Here is a 14,882-nt window from a genome sequence, read left to right on the forward strand (position 1 = left end):
GCCAACACACCAAATAAGCAAACGTGCCACTACAGAAAATCGACCAATGCGCGCCTAAGTTGTTGATTCCAAATGGACCCGCTGGCGGAAAACGCTCGAAACGGCTGTTTGGTGTCGAACTCGGGGGCGCCGAAGACTTCTCGTTCTTCCAGCGACTCATCCCCGGCCTGTTCTTCTTCGTCGGCGTCACGCCGCCAGACATCGACCCGGCCCAGGCCTACGCCAACCATTCGCCGCGCTTCATCGTCGATGAGCGCGGGCTGGAGGTGGGCGTGCGGGCGCTGGCCCATCTGGCGGTGGACTATCTGGAATCGATCCGGGCCTGAGTGACGTCCGCCTCACGCAGATGGATGCCAACAGCCAGCGAACAGATCCGCGATCAGCACATCGGTGCATGGCGTGAGTGGGGCGAACGTCAACGTTGCGGTGACCGAATGCGGGGGCGTCAAGAGGGTATTCAGTGTCAGTTTTCGACCCACTGCTGCTGGTCAGTTGGAGAAGGCGCACGGCAGCTCTGCAGCGGGTGCGGTCATTCGACTTTTCGAACTCGATGCCCGGAAGCGGCCGTTCAACGTTCGACGTAAGGCGCGGCCCGCTTGCGGGACGCCCTCTTGACGGATGGGTTAGATGTCATCTCATGGCGCATGTACCGGCGGATTTCTGAGAACGGCAGCCTCCATTCGCTTGGCCGTTGCTCTTGATGCCCGCCGCGATAGGTGGGGCGGTGCTTCTGCTCATGAGCAAGCTCTGCGGAAACATGCAACCGCGGCCTCCCCAGAAACACAAGCTGATTTGTAAACGTGACGGTATTGCCTCGCCGCCGTGCAAGCCACCATTCGAAGTTTCCGGGGCCTTTGGCGGCAGATGTGACGAAGGCGGAGGTGGCCATTGGATGAGACGCCAAACGAGCGGCAGCTACTCGCCATTGACTCCGATACTGGCGTGGGGACCAGTATCCGGATGCACAACGCAAGAACTCGATGCTTTCGCCGAGAACAAGGCGCCCAGCGAAGAATCGGAAGCCTTCGATGGATTGACGGCGGTCGGCGATAGCGAGGCAGAACATGACGTCTAACGTGAAGATGAGCGGACGCCGAAGGTGGTCCGCTCCAGTGGCAGGTTAAACAACACCGTTCGCTGACGAAGTATCTTGTGCAGTAGGTGGTTGCTGCAGGCGCTCAGCGCGATATTTGCGAAAGCGCACCGCCGCCCAGAGAACGAGACCGGGAACGACCGGCATGCCAGCAAAAGCTACCAGCAACTTAAGGCGCTCGTTGTCTTCGGGAAGAATTGCGAAGATACCGTAGCCGACCGCCGCCAGAATTGCCGCGACGACGGGGAAAACAGCAATCCACGCAAGACGGTTGCCGGGCCCAACGAACGCGAAGCTGAAAACGAGCATTAGACCGGCTGCGCCCAACGCAGCAGTAAAGCGAAACAGCATGAACGCCGCAAGAACCCCTGCTACGTAGCCCGCGATTTTGAACAGTCGGCTCATGGGTTTGTTTAACGTCGGAGTTCAGCGGGCGGCGAAGCCGTCCGCTGCAATGAATGGTTGAGCAGCATCACGACAGATAGAGAAGCATTGCCTTGCCCGTGGCAGCAGCTTTTGAATAGAGCTGCTGAAGCGATTGAAAGTTGCTTTGAACATATTCGCGTTCTCCGTCATCTCCGCTCCAGCCCTGCGGATAGATCTCCGCTTCATGCGCACGATCTGCGTCAAAGCGCGACAACAACTCCTCAGATGAAACTGCAGCCAACGCCTGAGACGTCGCCTGAACTTCCTCCGGGCGCAAGTAGCGGAATGGCCCGTAGCCAGCGTCGGTGTCCGGAAGTTCTGTTCCCCCAAGAACTACCTGCGAGAGCGGCCCATCACCGCCCCAAGTTTCGCCGTTCAAGAGGAAGTGAATCAGGTGCCAAGACTTGTCGATGTCCAACGCATCTGGCGGCAAGTCCCCGTTTTCCGGATAGGCCAGCGCTTCCGCTTGGGGTGGGTTCTGCACGATTACCGCAAGCTCGGCGGGGGACAGCGGCAGGTAATTTCCGATCATCGACATGCCATTTGCCTCGTGCTGCTCAACGTTGAAGGTGAGCCGCGAGCGGCGGCTTGCCGAGGCGAGTCGGCTCGAGCGACTGGTTAGCCATCAGACCCGCCCCCACTCGGCGACAACCTTCGCAGCAACACGATTCTCGACGGCAGCATAGGCGCGGCTTCCAAGAATGAACTTCTTGAACTCGCCCGCATCCGCCCTGCTCTTACACCAGCGATTGGCTGAGGGGATGGCTCTGAGCTCCGGCGTAGGCGAAAAGTATGCGGTACATCGGAGTTGACTGAAAGCCTCATCGCCTGAGTGCCCGTCCGAGATGAACTGCCTGGTCAGATCGAATTCAAAGAACTCGCCCCGTCCAAAGTCGAATACGCCCCATTGGTAGAGAAGCATGTCTGAGCCGGGCTCCGAGTCCAGTCCAGTAGCCCGAGTTGACACAAAGAAGTCGAGTGCGGCTAACACCAGTTCATGTGGTCGGAGTGATGCGGTGCGAAGCTTGCGGCTTTCAAGAAACTTGACCCAAGCCCCTGCTGATTGACGCGGCGCAAAGTTGGTGGCCGCCTCCGAAGTGGACGCAAGCATCATTGGCGATAGCGCAAGGGCAGCGGTGGCGATTCGGCGTCCGGTATTCATGATGGCTAACGTGGAAGTGAGGGGCCGCCGAGGCGAAGCCGAGGGAACTGCAAGCGCAGCTTGCAGCGGTCCCGCTCGACTGCAGGGTTAGACGCGTTTCGGCAAAGTGTGGCTTAGAACTACGCTACCAGATATTGCTGTGCTTGCGATGAATGCGAGCATTGCGATTGCGCCGCCGTATCTCAGCTCGCCCCAAAGCTTAAGGATCAACCCAAGATAAATTATTGATGCGAGGCCAAATAGAAATTCGAGGCTTGCGATCAATACCTTCTGGCGCCTTGATTGCACTGCACGATGCATGGCCAAGAAGCATAGAGGCCAGGCGAACAAGACAACAAACAAGATTTCATCAACCTCCTGAAATTGAATCTGCTTGAAGGGCACTAGGACAGTAGTAGTAACCGCCTCACCTGTAGCAGGCTCGGAGCCTGGAGGCATCTTGGCGGTGCACTGACACAAGGGAAGGAAGAAGCACGCCAATACGATGATGGCTAACGCGCGCTTGATGCTCGCAATGTGTTTCACGGGCTAGCGTCTAACTAGGTTGTAGGGCGACAGTTTCGCTGCATAACACCGGCACCTGTCTGCATAACATCGGACACCTCCCGGGCCCGCAGGCCGCGTCATTGCTTGATTTCAAGCCGATTGACTGTTAATTTATACAGCATCAACGCTGCCAGCAAGTCCGGCATGCGGTCCGCTGCGTCGCGGAGGTCATTGTCTAGGCCTCCATCCGCAGGCGTGCTGCCCTTCAGGGCGGATTGGAGGCAAGGATGCTGGGTCCGTCAACAGCGCCCGATAGAGTGGCACCTCCGGTGCCAGTCGCTGCCTTGCCACCACTGCAGTCCAAGCGGCTGCTGGATCAGCTGAGGGAGCGAATTCGCTTCCTGCACTACAGCCGCCGTACCGAGGACGCGTACGTGCACTGGTGCCGGGCGTACATCCGCTTCCACAAGCTGCAGCATCCGAAGGACCTGGGCGGAGATGCCGTTGAGGCGTTCTTGAGCTGGCTCGCGGACGAGCGCCGGGTGGCTTCTTCGACCCACCGCCAGGCGCTGTCGGCCTTGCTGTTCTTGTACGGCAAGGTGCTGGGGGTCAACCTGCCGTGGATGCAGGAAATCGGCCGGCCGCGTAGTCAGCGCCGAATTCCCGTCGTGCTCACGCGAGAGGAGCTGGGTCGCGTTTTCGCGCTCCTGCAGGGCGAACATGCGCTGTTGGCCCAGTTGCTTTACGGAACGGGGCTTCGCATCACCGAGGCGCTGCAGCTCAGAGTCAAAGATCTGGACTTCGCGCATCGAGCCCTCATCGTCCGGCAAGGCAAAGGCGGCAAGGATCGAGTGCTTATGCTGCCGGAGGCTCTGCAGGCCCAGCTCAAGGTGCAGCTGCAATGTTCACATGTTCTCTGGTCGTCCGACCAAGCCGCAGGCACGGGCGGCGTCGAGATGCCCGACGCGCTGGAGCGCAAGTACCCAAGAGCAGGTGCATCTTGGGCATGGTTCTGGGTGTTTCCGCAGGACCATCACTCAGTAGATCCGCGCTCGGGCGTCGTGCGTCGGCATCACCTGTACGACCAGACCTTTCAGCGGGCATTCAAGCGAGCGGTCCAACGCGCCGGGATCCACAAACCCGCAACGCCGCACACACTGAGGCATTCGTTCGCCACGCACCTGCTTCAGGATGGCTATGACATCCGTACGGTGCAAGATCTTTTAGGACACTCCGACGTGTCCACCACCATGATCTACACGCATGTGCTAAAGGTGGGCGGTGGGGCCGTACGCAGCCCCATGGACACCATGGCTGCTCGGTCAGCGGGGGTATCACTTGAGGCCTACAGAGACAGCCAGGAAGCAGTCATTCGTGACTGACCGCTGACAGCCTTGACCTGCCAGCGGCCGACCTGAGGCATGCGACTGCTTTTGGCCAACCGCTGCCGCCGATCACCCCAGTCGGGCTGAGCGCGTCAGCTGGAATACCGGCACTCCCAAACGCCCCCGCAGCGCCCGCTCAGCTCGGCGCGAGGTTCAGGAAGATGCGTGACAGCCAGCCCACGGCGTGGGCGTCGGCGGTGGCGCCGCGGCCGCGCTGCTCGATGCGGACGTTGGCGATGGCCGTCGACGAGACGGCGTTGCCCTGGCCGATCATGCGCGGGTCCACCTGGCCCGAGAAGCGCAGCACGTCGACGTTGCGGTTCACGCCGATCTGCTTTTCGCCGCTGATCATCAGGTGGCCGTTGGGCAGCACGCCGGTCACGACGGCCGTGATGGCGCCCGTGAACTCGTTGGTGTTCTGGTTGCTGCCCTTGCCCTTGTTGTCATTGGCCGAGCTGGCGCCGGCACTGGCCCGCCCGAAGGAGTTGCCGGCAATGCCCGGCAGCGCGGTGACGCTGGCGGACAGGTTGCCCGTCTTGCTCAGCTCGCTGGTGCTGGTCTGCGTGGCCGACACCTTCTCGACGATGTTGATCGTCAGCGTGTCGCCGACCAGCCGCGCGCGGTGGTCCTCGAACAGCGGGCGGTAGTTGGCGCCCTGGTAGATGGAGCCGTTGGTCGCGGCTTGGGGCTGCACCGGCGGCAGGTTGACGACCGGCGTGTGCGCCAGTTCGACCTGCGGCTCAGGGTAGGGCGTCGCACACCCGGCCAGCAGGGCAGTGAATGAGAGGACAGCGATGAATTTCATGATGACGTCTCCACGAATGAGGCCGCGCAGCCGGCCGCCCCCTCCAGCGGCCGCCGTGGAGCCGGCTTTGCCGGTCCACCAGCGGCGCCCCCTTGAGGGGGCTGGCGAAGCCGGTAGGGGGTGGTCTTAAATCTGCGCGAGCTTTTGCAGCATCTGGTCCGACGTCTGCACAGCCTTGGAATTGAGTTCGTAGGCGCGCTGCGTCTGGATCATCTGCACGAGTTCTTCCACGACGTTGACGTTGGAGGTCTCGACAAAGCCTTGTTGCAACGCGCCCATGCCGTTGTTGTTGGGCGCGCCGGTGTTGGGCGTGCCGCTGGAGGCGGTCTCGGCGAAGAGGTTCTGGCCCTTCGGGTCCAGGCCGGCCGGGTTCACGAAGTTGGCGAGCTGGAGCTGACCGACCGTCTGCACGGCGGCCTGGCCGGGCAGCGTGACGCTGACGGTGCCGTCGTTGCCGATGGTCAGGCTCTGTGCGTTCTGCGGGATCGTGATGCCGGGCAGCACGGTGTAGCCGTTGCTCGTGACCATCTGGCCGTTGGCGTTGAGCTGGAAGCTGCCGTCACGGGTGTAGGCGGTGGTGCCGTCGGGCATCTGGATCTGGAAGAAGCCGTCGCCCTTGATGGCCAGGTCCAGGTTGTTGCTGGTCTGCTGCAGGTTGCCCTGCGTGTAGATGCGAGCGGTGGCCACGGGGCGCACGCCCAGGCCCACCTGCAGGCCGGTGGGCAGCGTGGTCTGCTCGGTGCTGTTGGCGCCGGCCTGGCGCAGGTTCTGGTAGATGAGGTCCTCGAACACCGCGTGCGAGCGCTTGTAGCCGTTGGTGGCGACGTTGGCGAGGTTGTGCGAGATGTTGTCCAGCTGGGTCTGCTGGGCTTCCATGCCGGTCTTGGCAATCCAGAGCGAGCGCATCATGGTCAGGTACTCCCGAGGAGTTTGGCGGACTGCTGTCCTTGGGTTTGCGCGAGCTGCAGCAGCTTCATCTGCTGCTCGAACTGGCGGCCGGCGGCGATCATGGCCACCATGGTTTCGACGGGGCTGACGTTGGAGCCTTCCAGCGCGCCGTCCTGCAGGCGGGCGGTCTGGTCGGCGGGCAGGTCACCGTCGGCGGCGCGGAACAGGCCGTCGTCGCCGCGGGTCATCTGCCTTGTCGTCTCGGGCGTGACGAGCTTCAGCCGGGCCACGGTGGTGGGTTTCTGGTTGGGCGACTTGGCGCTGATGGTGCCGTCGCTGCCGATGGACACCTCGCTGTTCTGCGGGATGTTGATCGGGCCGCCGTCGCTCAGCACCGGCATGCCGTTCCTCATGACGAGCAGGCCTTCAGCGTTCACGTCCAGCGAGCCGGCGCGGGTGTAGGCCTCGGTGCCGTCGTTGGCCTGCACGGCCAGCCAGGCGTTGCCCTGCATGGCCACGTCGAGGTTGCGGCCGGTGGGCGTCAGCGCGCCGGGGGCGTCGTTGTAGCCGATGGTGGTTTCCAGCGAGAAGGCGCGCGTGGACGCGCCGTCGCCGCGCACCGGCACGGCGCGAAACGCCTGCAGCTCGGCCCGAAAGCCGTTCGTCGTGACGTTGGCGAGGTTGTGCGAGAGCACGTCCTGCCGCTGCATGGCCGCCTTGGCGCCGGCCATCGACAGATAGATCATCCGATCCATGCCAACTCCTGGGTTCGGTGCGCGCGCCAGCGCCGCGCCCTCTCAAGCGGCCGCCGTGGAACCGGCTTTGCCGGGCCACTGGCGGCGCCCCCTTGAGGGGGAGCGCCGAAGGCGCTACGGGGGTGGGTCATCTGAGGTTGACGATGGTCTGCAGCACCTGGTCCTGCGTCTTGATCGTCTGCGCATTGGCCTGGTAGGCGCGCTGCGCGGTCACCATGTTGACGAGCTCGGCGGTCAGGTCCACGTTGCTTTCCTCGAGTGCGCCGGACTGCAGCGCGCCCATGTTGCCGTCACCGGGCACGCCGACGACCGGGTCACCCGAGGCGACGGTGCGGGTCCAGACGTTGCCGCCCATGGCCTGCAGGCCCTGCGGGTTGCGGAAGTTCGCGAGCTCCAGCTGGCCGGCGGGCTTGCTCTGGCCGTTGGAGTAGCGCGCCTGGATGATGCCGTCGTTGGCCACCGAGATGCCGGTGAGCTGGCCCGGCGCGTAGCCGTCCTGGGTCAGGTTGGTCACCGCGAAGCTGCTGCCGTTTTCCGTGGCGCCGGTGAGGTCGAGCTGGATGTCGGCGATGGCCAGCGTCGTGTTGCCGCGCGCACTGGTGCCCGCAGGGATGTTCATCGTGATCGGCGTCGTCGGCAGCGTCGGCGAGCCGCCCGTGGGCGGGAAGGTGATGGTGGTGTACGGCGTCATCGGGTTGCCGTTGGCATCCAGGTCGATGGCGGCGCCGTTGGAGTCGGTGTCGAAGGGCGTGCCGTTGGCCGTGGCGTAGACGTTCCAGGTGTCGTTGCCGTCGGCGTCGGTGGCGGCCTTCTGGAAGTAGAAGGTGACGGCGACGTCCTGGCCCTTGGCGTCGTACACCGTCATGGACGTCGCGTTGTTGTACGTCGTGCTGTCGGCCAGGTCGATGCCGGTGGTGGTGCCGCTGTCCGGGGCGGTCACGGGGAGCCGGGAGTCGAGGTTGAACTCCATGCTCACCTTGGTCGTCACGGCGGGAGCGATGCCGCCCGTGGGCAGTTGCAGCGGCTGGGCCGTGCCGGGCTGGATGACGCCCGCGCCGTTGGCCGGGTAGCCCATCAGCTTGAGCCCGTCGTTGTTGACGATGAAGCCGTCCTTGCTGATCTTGAACTGGCCGTTGCGGCTGTACAGCGTGGGGTTCACGCCGTCGCTGACCTGGAAGAACCCGCCGCCGTTGATGGCCAGGTCCATCGGGTTCTCGGTGGTCGTGATATTGCCTTGCGTGAACTGCTGGGCCACCGCCTGCAGTTGCGTGCCGATGCCGATCTGGTTCTGCCCGGCGCCGTTCAGTGCGGCGGCGTAGATGTCCGCGAACTCCGCCCGCGACGCCTTGGAGCCATAGGTGCCCGCGTTGGCGATGTTGTTGCCGATGACGTCGAGGTTCTTGGAAGAAGCGGCGAGTCCGGAGAGGCCTTGCTGGAATGCCATGGGGGAATCCTTGCGGTTGTCGTGCGGGTGAGCGTTCGATGGACGGCGGGAGAGTCGCCAGGTCAGTTGACGGCGGAGACGCTCGTGTAGTCCACCGGGCCCAGTCGGGCGAGGTTCAGCTTCAGGCTGCCGCCCTCGCTGTAGACGGCGTCGACCTTGTCGAAGGCATAGGTCGTCGAGGCGACGGTGGCGGTGCCGTTGGTGGCGGTGATGCGGTACTTGACCTCGCTGCCTTCCGCGGCCTTGGTGCCGGCATTCCAGCTGAAGGTCTGGCGGCCCGAGCCCTGGGCGCCGAGCTGCTGCGTGTCGATGACGGTGCCGGAGCCGTTCAGGACCTCGAGCTTCACGGCCTGCGCCGCGCCGTCGAGCTCGTAGCTGCCCTCGGCCACGCCCTCCACGACCTGGAGCTTGTCGCTCGGCACGCTGACCTCGCGGCCGACCAGCGAGATCGACTGCAGCGCCTGCATCTGGCCCAGCTGCGTGCCCAGGCTCTTGATGCTGGTGTCCAGCGTCGACAGCGACGTGACCTGCTGGATCTGGGCCATCTGGCTCGTCACCTGCGCGTTGTCCATCGGGTTGAGCGGGTCCTGGTTGTTCATCTGCGCGACGAGCAGCTTCAGGAATCGGTCCTGCGTGTCGGCGGCGTTCTTGGTCGACATGGTGCTGCCCGACGTGGAGCTGCTGGTGCCGTTGAGTGCGGAGAGGTCCATGGCTTGCCTTCAGCGGTCAGGATTGACCCAGTTGCAGGGTCTTGAGCAGCAGGCTCTTGGCCGTGCCCATGACTTCGATGTTGTTCTGGTAGGAGCGCGACGCCGAGATCATGTTGACCATCTCTTCCACCGGGTTCACGTTGGAGTAGGTCACATAGCCATCGGCATCGGCCTGCGGATGCTTGGGGTCGTGCACGCGGCGGCCGGGCGTCTGGTCTTCGGTGATGGTGGTCACGCGCACGCCGGCGTTGCCGCTGTCGTTGCCCGCGCCCATCAGCGCCGTCTGGAACACCACCTGGCGCGCCTTGTAGGCCTGGCCGTCCGGGCCGGCCACGGTGTCGGCGTTGGCCAGGTTGCTGGCCACCACGTTGAGTCGCTGGCTCTGCGCGCTGACGGCGCTGCCGGAGACGTTGAAGATCTGGAACATCGACATGGTTCAGCCCTCCGTCAGCCCTGGGTGTGCGACTTCATCGAGTCCAGCGTCGTGCGCACGGCGCCGTTGATGAAGCGCAGCGTGGCCTCGTACTTCACCGAGTTGTCCGCAAAGCTGGCGCGTTCGCGGTCCATGTCCACGCCGTTGCTGTCCAGGCTGGTCTGCGACTGCAGCGCGTATTCCTTGCCGCTCTCGCCGCGCGCACCGGCCAGCGGCGCGATGTGGCCGCGCTGCGTCGTCGCCATGCTGCCGGCGGTGGGCACTTCGCCGGTGGCTTCGCGCAGGGCCTGGGCGAAGTTGATCTCGCGGGCCTGGTAGCCCGGCGTGTCGGCGTTGGCGATGTTGCTGGCGAGCAGGCGCTGGCGCTCCGCCCGCAGCGTGAGCGCCTGGGTCTGGAAGTTCAGCGAGTCGGTGAGTCGGTTCAACATCTGGAGCCTCTTTCGAGGGGCGCGGCCGGAATGGCTTCTTGCACGAATTGTCTGAACCGCCCCCGAAAACATGAGCGGGATTAGCGCGGTCAAAGCCGGTCAATTCCGACCTCGTGCGCGGCAGCCCCTCCCTAAAGTGCCAGCCATGTTGCGTCGAACCGCATTTCTGATCGGCCTGGCCCTGGTGGGCGCGCAGGCCTGCGCCCAGACGGTGCTGGAGCCGGCGCTCATCGAGCGCGTGCGCCAGCTCGCCGAGGCCGCCGCGCGCGCCACCGCGCCGCCCGGCACGCGGGTCGCCGTCGAGATCGGCCAGCTCGACAGCCGGCTGCGCCTGGCGCCCTGCGCGCAGATCCAGCCCTACCTGCCGCCGGGCGTGGCCGTCTGGGGGCGCAGCCGCATCGGCCTGCGCTGCACCGCCGGCACGGCGCGCTGGAACGTCACGCTGCCGGTGCGGGTGGCCGTCTTCGGGCGCGTCGTCGTCGCCAGCGGGCCGCTGCCGGCCGGCGTGAACCTCACTCAAGAACAATTGGCGATGGCCGATATCGACATCGCAGCCGAGCCGGGCGCCGTGTTCACCGACGCCGGGCAATTGATTGGCCGCACGCTGGCGCGCCCCGTGGGCGCGGCGGAGGCGCTGCGTGCCCCGGCGCTGAAGTCGCGCCAATGGTTCGCCGCCGGCGAGACCGTGCAGGTCAGCGCCGTCGGCGACGGGTTTGCGGTGTCATCGGAGGCCCAGGCCATGGGCGCGGGCATCGAAGGCCAGGACGTTCGCGTGCGCTTCGAGAGCGGTCGCGTCGTCAGCGGCCGCGCCGTCGGTGAGCGGCGGGTGGAGGTGGCTTTGTGAGCAAAGCACCACGAATCGGCGGAACTGGGTCGAAAATCCGGCCAATTCCCGTTCAAGTTTCTGGGCCCGGGGCCGATAGAAGAGGAAACTCCCCCTGCAATGCCCCAGCGGGGCCCGCCCCGCACCCTGGAGAAGCTCATGAAGATCGGTAACAGCCCAGAAGGCACCGCCAGCACGGTGAAGGCCGAGCAGCGGCCGGCCGCCCGCAAGGCGGACGCCACGGCCACGACCGACGCCGCGCGTTCGGCTGCGGCCACTCCCGCGCCCAGCGCCCAAGTCGCCATCTCCAGTGCCGCCAAGATGGCCGCCAGCGCGGCCGGGTCCGACGACGGCAGCTTCGACGCCGCCAAGGTCGACCGCATCGCCAAGGCCATCTCCGAGGGCAAGTTCACGGTCAACGCCAATGCCATCGCTGACAAATTGGTCGCGAATGCGCAAGAATTGGTGAGCGCCCGCGGCAACAAGCACTGATCCCATGACCACCGTCTCGTCTCCTTCTCTCAGCGCCGAGCTGGAAGCGCCCCTGCTGGCCGTCGAGGCCACGCTGAACCAGCTGGGCGATGCGCTTGCGCGCCGCGACGCCGGCGCCATCGAGCAGCATGCTGCTGAGCTGCACCAGCACCTGGCCCGGGCGGTGCAGAGCTTCAGCGAAGCCGCCCGCAGTGGCGGTGTGCCGGCCGCGCTGCGCAGCCGCCTCGTGCGCGCCGGCGGCCTGCTGGCCGCGCAGCGCGAAAGCCTGGCCCGCGGCAACGCGTCGCTGGACCGCGCGCTGGACGTGCTGATCCCCAGCGAGCCGACCGGCCTGTACGGTGCCGGCGGCAAGGCGGAGCGGCGCAGCCTGGGCGGCGGCAGCTACACGGCCTGAGCCGCACCGCCCGCCAGAACCAGCCACCTCACGAGGTGGCTTTTTTTCGTACCGCGTCGAGGTAGGCGTGACCGTCGGGCGGCAGGCCGCTGCGCTGCGACGCCCAGATCATCTCGCCCAGCGCCTCCATCGCGGCGTGGTGCGCCTCGTGGCGCGAGTTGCGCTTGGCGGCCAGCAGGTCGACGGCCTGGCGGATGCCGGAGGGCTGGTCGATGGCGTGCTGCTCCGTGATCGTCAGGTGCATGGACAGGTGCAGGAAGGGGTTGGTGCGGCCTTCCTCGACCGTGTAGACCTTCTCCAGCGCGCCGGCCTCGTCGGCCAGCTCGGCGTGGTACTCGGGGTGTTCGGCGATCCAGTCCGCCGCGATGGCCTCCATCGGGATCAGCGGCGCGCCGTCACGCCATTTGCGGTAGGTGGCGCAGAAAAAGCGCCGGACTTCGAGCTGGGAGGGGGCGAACATGGGCGGATTGTCCGCGCAGCGGCGGCATCGGCCACGGCCAGGGGGCATCCCCGGCGAGGGGAGGTCCGGGGATCGTGGGCTGGTTCAGGCGTCGGGTTCGGCGGCATGGCCGTCCCAGCCGACGCGCTGGGCCCGCCGCCGCGTCTCGTCGGCCTCGCGCTCGGCGGCCATCAGTTGCTCGAACTGCTGGCGACCCAGCTTGGCGGCCGCGATGAGTGCGTTCTCGTCGCCCTGCAGCGGCACCATGCGGTTCAGCACCTCGATGTTGTGGCGGCGAAAGCGCATGGCCTGGCGGCGCGCGGCGTGCGGTTCCATGCCGGTCAGCTCCAGCACGCTGCGGGCGCTCATGAGGGCGGAGTCGAAGGTCTCGCGCTCGATGTGGCGCACGCCGGCCTCGTGCAGCTGGTAGTAGTGCTGCACGTTGCGCGCGCGGGCAACGACGGTGAGCTGCGGAAAGTGCTCGCGCGCCAGCTCGGCGATCTCCAGGCTCTGGCCGATGTCGTCGATGGCGATGACCAGCACGCGCGCGGTTTCGGCGCCGGCGCTCTTGAGCAGGTCCAGCCGCGTGGCGTCGCCGTAGTGCACGGTCCAGCCGAACTTGCGCAGACCCTCGATGGACTCGGCATCCTGGTCCAGCACGGTGGCTTCGATGCCGTTGGCGCGCAGCAGGCGGCCTACCACCTGGCCGTAGCGGCCGCTGCCGGCAATGATGATGGGTGCCGGTGGCGGCGGCGCTTCGTCGCGCTTCTTCTTCGCGCCGATGCGTGCGAGCTTCTGCGACATCAACCGGTCGCCGCCGGTCAGCAGCAGCGGCGTGAGCGCCAGCGACAGCGCGACGGACGCCACCAGCGCCGAGTTCTGCGCCGCGCTGATCATGCCCTCGCCCTGGGCGAGCTGGAACACGACGAAGCCGAACTCGCCGCCCTGGGCCAGCAGGATGACGAAGGCGGGCCGCTCCACCAGCGGGATCTTCATCGCCTTGGCCATCAGCGCCAGCACGAAGATCTTGCACACCAGCAGCGCGGCCAGCACCGCCAGCACCAGACCCGGCTGGCGGGCCACCGAGCGCAGGTCCAGCCCCATGCCGACGGCGATGAAGAACAGCCCCAGCAGCAGGCCCTTGAACGGCTCCAGGTCGGTTTCGAGCTCGCGTCGGTACTCGCTCTCGGCCAGCAGCACGCCGGCCAGGAAGGCGCCCAGCGCCATCGACAGCCCTACGGCCTGCATCAGCGCGGCCGTACCGAGCACCAGCAGCAGGGCGGCGGCGGTGAAGATCTCGGGCGTCTTGCTCTGGGCGATCCAGCGCAGCGCCGGCCGCAGCAGCAGCCGCCCGCCGAACACGATGACGACGATGGCCCCGAGGGCCTTGCCGGCGGCCAGCCAGGTGCGGCCGTCACCGTCAGCATGGCTGCCGCTGAGCGCCAGCACGGGCACGAGGGCCAGCACGGGGATGGCGGCGATGTCCTGCAGCAGCGCGACGGACAGGATGCTCTCGCCCGCCGTCGTGCGGCCGAGGTTGCGCTCGGCCAGCACCGCCAGCGCCACGGCGGTAGATGACATCGCCAGCCCCAGGCTGACGACGACCGACAGCCGCCAGGGGAAGCCCAGCGCGATGCCGACGCCCGTCAGCACCGCCGCGCAGCCCAGCAGCTGCACGCTGCCCCAGCCGAAGATGGGCCGGCGCATGGCCCACAGCCGCTTGGGCTCCAGTTCCAGGCCGACGAGGAAGAGCATCAGCACGACGCCGAGTTCGGCCACCTCGGGAATGGCGTCGGAGTCGGGCACCAGGCCCAGCACGGCCGGCCCGATCAGCACGCCGGCGACCAGGTAGCCCAGGATGGCGCCCAGCCGGGCCCAGCGCGCCAGCGGCACGGCGAGCACCGCCGCGGCCAGGAACACCAGGGGCAGTTGAAGCCAGTTGCCGTGATTCATGGCTGCCCCCTGCGGCCTGCGGCCTGGCCCGTGAGGCGGGCGGGAACTTGCCTGGGGCGGCGTGGTGCGGCGCTCATGCTGCACCCTCCAGTGGGGAGAACAGCGCTGGCCGTTCGTCCAGGGCCACGCGGGCTTCGTCACCCGCGCCGGGCTCGGCGAGGGGGTGGCACCACGCGGGGTAGTGCGACAGGCGCTTGACGAACAGGTCCGCATGGGCCTGGGCCTCGGCGGGCGTCACCCGATGCGCGGCGTGCAGGATCTGCGGGGGCAGCCAGTTCATGCCGCAGGTGTGGGCGGTTTGCCGGTAGGGCAGCAGGAAGTCGCCGATGGGGTGGTGGTTGTGGCCGCCCGGCGCATAGGCCTCGGCGCCGCCGCCGGTGGAGCTGACCAGCCAGAAGTCCTTGCCGTGCAGCGCCGTGCCGCCGGGGCCGTAGGCCCAGCCGAGGTGGGCCACCTCGTCCAGCCACAGCTTTTGCAGCGCGGGCATGCTGTACCAGTAGATGGGATGCACCATGACGACCAGCCGCGCGGCCAGCAGGGCCTGCTGCTCGGCGTCGACGTGGATGTGGAAGTCCGGGTAGAGCCGGTAGAGGTCGCGCAGCACCACCCGGTCGGCCACCGGCGAGGCGCGCAGCGTGTCCAGCAGCGTGCGGGTGATGTGGGAGCGGCCCAGGTCGGGATGGGCGGCGAGGACGAGGATGTCGCGGGCGGTACTGTCAGGCATGGGCGACTAGGGTAACTTCCCCGCACGACCGCTTTGTCCTCG

The 14,882-nt window shown here is 66.3% G+C and carries 19 protein-coding genes; 5 read left to right on the forward strand and 14 right to left on the reverse strand.

The annotated features are described in order from the left end of the window. Window positions 1–59 precede the first annotated feature (59 nt). The gene (locus ACG00X_RS20215) at window positions 60–326 is read left to right on the forward strand and encodes a hypothetical protein (RefSeq protein WP_394490876.1); all 267 of its coding nucleotides are present in this window, start codon (window positions 60–62) and stop codon (window positions 324–326) included. A 242-nt stretch (window positions 327–568) separates the two neighbouring features. Here the strand turns inward: ACG00X_RS20215 and ACG00X_RS20220 are convergent, their stop codons facing one another. The 4 genes from ACG00X_RS20220 to ACG00X_RS20235 form a co-directional block, all read right to left on the reverse strand. Further along, a complete protein-coding gene (locus ACG00X_RS20220) occupies window positions 569–1,066 on the reverse strand; it encodes a hypothetical protein (RefSeq protein ID WP_394490878.1) in 498 nt (165 codons plus the stop codon). Between the two features lie 54 nt (window positions 1,067–1,120). Beyond that, complete coding sequence (locus ACG00X_RS20225; protein WP_394490880.1) at window positions 1,121–1,498, reverse strand: hypothetical protein; 378 nt, start codon at window positions 1,496–1,498, stop codon at window positions 1,121–1,123. A 67-nt stretch (window positions 1,499–1,565) separates the two neighbouring features. Then, complete coding sequence (locus ACG00X_RS20230) at window positions 1,566–2,057, reverse strand: YfbM family protein (protein WP_394490882.1); 492 nt, start codon at window positions 2,055–2,057, stop codon at window positions 1,566–1,568. Window positions 2,058–2,144: 87 nt separating this feature from the next. Further along, the gene (locus ACG00X_RS20235) at window positions 2,145–2,681 is read right to left on the reverse strand and encodes a hypothetical protein (protein ID WP_394490884.1); all 537 of its coding nucleotides are present in this window, start codon (window positions 2,679–2,681) and stop codon (window positions 2,145–2,147) included. A gap of 773 nt (window positions 2,682–3,454) precedes the next feature. On the opposite strand from ACG00X_RS20235, the gene ACG00X_RS20240 reads away from it, so the two are divergent. Continuing rightward, window positions 3,455–4,549, forward strand: a complete 1,095-nt coding sequence (locus ACG00X_RS20240) for an integron integrase (RefSeq protein ID WP_394490886.1) — start codon at window positions 3,455–3,457, stop codon at window positions 4,547–4,549. Between the two features lie 139 nt (window positions 4,550–4,688). Here the strand turns inward: ACG00X_RS20240 and ACG00X_RS20245 are convergent, their stop codons facing one another. The 7 genes from ACG00X_RS20245 to flgB form a co-directional block, all read right to left on the reverse strand. Further along, entirely contained in the window at window positions 4,689–5,357 is a 669-nt protein-coding gene (locus ACG00X_RS20245) for a flagellar basal body L-ring protein FlgH (RefSeq protein ID WP_394490888.1), read from the reverse strand. 126 nt (window positions 5,358–5,483) lie between these two features. Beyond that, window positions 5,484–6,266 carry a flagellar basal-body rod protein FlgG gene (gene flgG, locus ACG00X_RS20250; protein WP_394490890.1) on the reverse strand — a complete coding sequence of 261 codons (783 nt, stop codon included), beginning with the start codon at window positions 6,264–6,266 and terminating at the stop codon, window positions 5,484–5,486. A 2-nt stretch (window positions 6,267–6,268) separates the two neighbouring features. Next, window positions 6,269–7,000, reverse strand: a complete 732-nt coding sequence (flgF, locus tag ACG00X_RS20255; RefSeq protein WP_394490892.1) for a flagellar basal-body rod protein FlgF — start codon at window positions 6,998–7,000, stop codon at window positions 6,269–6,271. Between the two features lie 127 nt (window positions 7,001–7,127). Further along, window positions 7,128–8,444, reverse strand: a complete 1,317-nt coding sequence (gene flgE / locus ACG00X_RS20260) for a flagellar hook protein FlgE (RefSeq protein WP_394490894.1) — start codon at window positions 8,442–8,444, stop codon at window positions 7,128–7,130. A 62-nt stretch (window positions 8,445–8,506) separates the two neighbouring features. Beyond that, on the reverse strand, window positions 8,507–9,154 hold the full coding sequence (locus ACG00X_RS20265; protein ID WP_394490896.1) for a flagellar hook assembly protein FlgD: 648 nt from the start codon (window positions 9,152–9,154) through the stop codon (window positions 8,507–8,509). Between the two features lie 16 nt (window positions 9,155–9,170). Beyond that, complete coding sequence (flgC, locus tag ACG00X_RS20270; RefSeq protein ID WP_394490898.1) at window positions 9,171–9,587, reverse strand: flagellar basal body rod protein FlgC; 417 nt, start codon at window positions 9,585–9,587, stop codon at window positions 9,171–9,173. 14 nt (window positions 9,588–9,601) lie between these two features. Next, on the reverse strand, window positions 9,602–10,015 hold the full coding sequence (flgB, locus tag ACG00X_RS20275; RefSeq protein WP_394490900.1) for a flagellar basal body rod protein FlgB: 414 nt from the start codon (window positions 10,013–10,015) through the stop codon (window positions 9,602–9,604). A 145-nt stretch (window positions 10,016–10,160) separates the two neighbouring features. Here flgB and flgA point away from each other — a divergent pair, with 145 nt between their 5' ends. From flgA to ACG00X_RS20290, 3 genes are all read left to right on the forward strand, one after another. Further along, window positions 10,161–10,859, forward strand: a complete 699-nt coding sequence (flgA, locus tag ACG00X_RS20280) for a flagellar basal body P-ring formation chaperone FlgA (protein ID WP_394490902.1) — start codon at window positions 10,161–10,163, stop codon at window positions 10,857–10,859. 138 nt (window positions 10,860–10,997) lie between these two features. After that, on the forward strand, window positions 10,998–11,330 hold the full coding sequence (gene flgM, locus ACG00X_RS20285) for a flagellar biosynthesis anti-sigma factor FlgM (RefSeq protein ID WP_394490904.1): 333 nt from the start codon (window positions 10,998–11,000) through the stop codon (window positions 11,328–11,330). Window positions 11,331–11,334: 4 nt separating this feature from the next. Then, window positions 11,335–11,724, forward strand: a complete 390-nt coding sequence (locus ACG00X_RS20290; protein WP_394490906.1) for a hypothetical protein — start codon at window positions 11,335–11,337, stop codon at window positions 11,722–11,724. A gap of 28 nt (window positions 11,725–11,752) precedes the next feature. Here the strand turns inward: ACG00X_RS20290 and ACG00X_RS20295 are convergent, their stop codons facing one another. From ACG00X_RS20295 to kefF, 3 genes are all read right to left on the reverse strand, one after another. Then, window positions 11,753–12,184, reverse strand: a complete 432-nt coding sequence (locus ACG00X_RS20295; RefSeq protein ID WP_394490908.1) for a DUF1841 family protein — start codon at window positions 12,182–12,184, stop codon at window positions 11,753–11,755. Between the two features lie 84 nt (window positions 12,185–12,268). Then, window positions 12,269–14,116, reverse strand: a complete 1,848-nt coding sequence (gene kefC / locus ACG00X_RS20300) for a glutathione-regulated potassium-efflux system protein KefC (RefSeq protein WP_394490910.1) — start codon at window positions 14,114–14,116, stop codon at window positions 12,269–12,271. A gap of 73 nt (window positions 14,117–14,189) precedes the next feature. Next, window positions 14,190–14,840: a glutathione-regulated potassium-efflux system oxidoreductase KefF gene (gene kefF / locus ACG00X_RS20305; protein WP_394490912.1), complete on the reverse strand. Its 651-nt coding sequence runs from the start codon at window positions 14,838–14,840 to the stop codon at window positions 14,190–14,192. Window positions 14,841–14,882: the final 42 nt, after the last annotated feature.

Source organism: Pelomonas nitida, from assembly GCF_043555975.1.
Taxonomy (GTDB): Bacteria; Pseudomonadota; Gammaproteobacteria; order Burkholderiales; family Burkholderiaceae_C; genus Pelomonas; species Pelomonas nitida.

What these genes read in the sequence shown, in the direction of transcription:
- ACG00X_RS20220 (WP_394490878.1), bottom strand. Translation starts at nt 1,066, where the DNA reads ATGTTCTGCCTCGCTATCGCCGACCGCCGTCAATCCATCGAAGGCTTC.
- ACG00X_RS20225 (WP_394490880.1), bottom strand. Translation starts at nt 1,498, where the DNA reads ATGAGCCGACTGTTCAAAATCGCGGGCTACGTAGCAGGGGTTCTTGCG.
- ACG00X_RS20230 (WP_394490882.1), bottom strand. Translation starts at nt 2,057, where the DNA reads ATGTCGATGATCGGAAATTACCTGCCGCTGTCCCCCGCCGAGCTTGCG.
- ACG00X_RS20235 (WP_394490884.1), bottom strand. Translation starts at nt 2,681, where the DNA reads ATGAATACCGGACGCCGAATCGCCACCGCTGCCCTTGCGCTATCGCCA.
- ACG00X_RS20240 (WP_394490886.1), top strand. Translation starts at nt 3,455, where the DNA reads ATGCTGGGTCCGTCAACAGCGCCCGATAGAGTGGCACCTCCGGTGCCA.
- ACG00X_RS20245 (WP_394490888.1), bottom strand. Translation starts at nt 5,357, where the DNA reads ATGAAATTCATCGCTGTCCTCTCATTCACTGCCCTGCTGGCCGGGTGT.
- flgG (WP_394490890.1), bottom strand. Translation starts at nt 6,266, where the DNA reads ATGATGCGCTCGCTCTGGATTGCCAAGACCGGCATGGAAGCCCAGCAG.
- flgF (WP_394490892.1), bottom strand. Translation starts at nt 7,000, where the DNA reads ATGGATCGGATGATCTATCTGTCGATGGCCGGCGCCAAGGCGGCCATG.
- flgE (WP_394490894.1), bottom strand. Translation starts at nt 8,444, where the DNA reads ATGGCATTCCAGCAAGGCCTCTCCGGACTCGCCGCTTCTTCCAAGAAC.
- ACG00X_RS20265 (WP_394490896.1), bottom strand. Translation starts at nt 9,154, where the DNA reads ATGGACCTCTCCGCACTCAACGGCACCAGCAGCTCCACGTCGGGCAGC.
- flgC (WP_394490898.1), bottom strand. Translation starts at nt 9,587, where the DNA reads ATGTCGATGTTCCAGATCTTCAACGTCTCCGGCAGCGCCGTCAGCGCG.
- flgB (WP_394490900.1), bottom strand. Translation starts at nt 10,015, where the DNA reads ATGTTGAACCGACTCACCGACTCGCTGAACTTCCAGACCCAGGCGCTC.
- flgA (WP_394490902.1), top strand. Translation starts at nt 10,161, where the DNA reads ATGTTGCGTCGAACCGCATTTCTGATCGGCCTGGCCCTGGTGGGCGCG.
- flgM (WP_394490904.1), top strand. Translation starts at nt 10,998, where the DNA reads ATGAAGATCGGTAACAGCCCAGAAGGCACCGCCAGCACGGTGAAGGCC.
- ACG00X_RS20290 (WP_394490906.1), top strand. Translation starts at nt 11,335, where the DNA reads ATGACCACCGTCTCGTCTCCTTCTCTCAGCGCCGAGCTGGAAGCGCCC.
- ACG00X_RS20295 (WP_394490908.1), bottom strand. Translation starts at nt 12,184, where the DNA reads ATGTTCGCCCCCTCCCAGCTCGAAGTCCGGCGCTTTTTCTGCGCCACC.
- kefC (WP_394490910.1), bottom strand. Translation starts at nt 14,116, where the DNA reads ATGAATCACGGCAACTGGCTTCAACTGCCCCTGGTGTTCCTGGCCGCG.
- kefF (WP_394490912.1), bottom strand. Translation starts at nt 14,840, where the DNA reads ATGCCTGACAGTACCGCCCGCGACATCCTCGTCCTCGCCGCCCATCCC.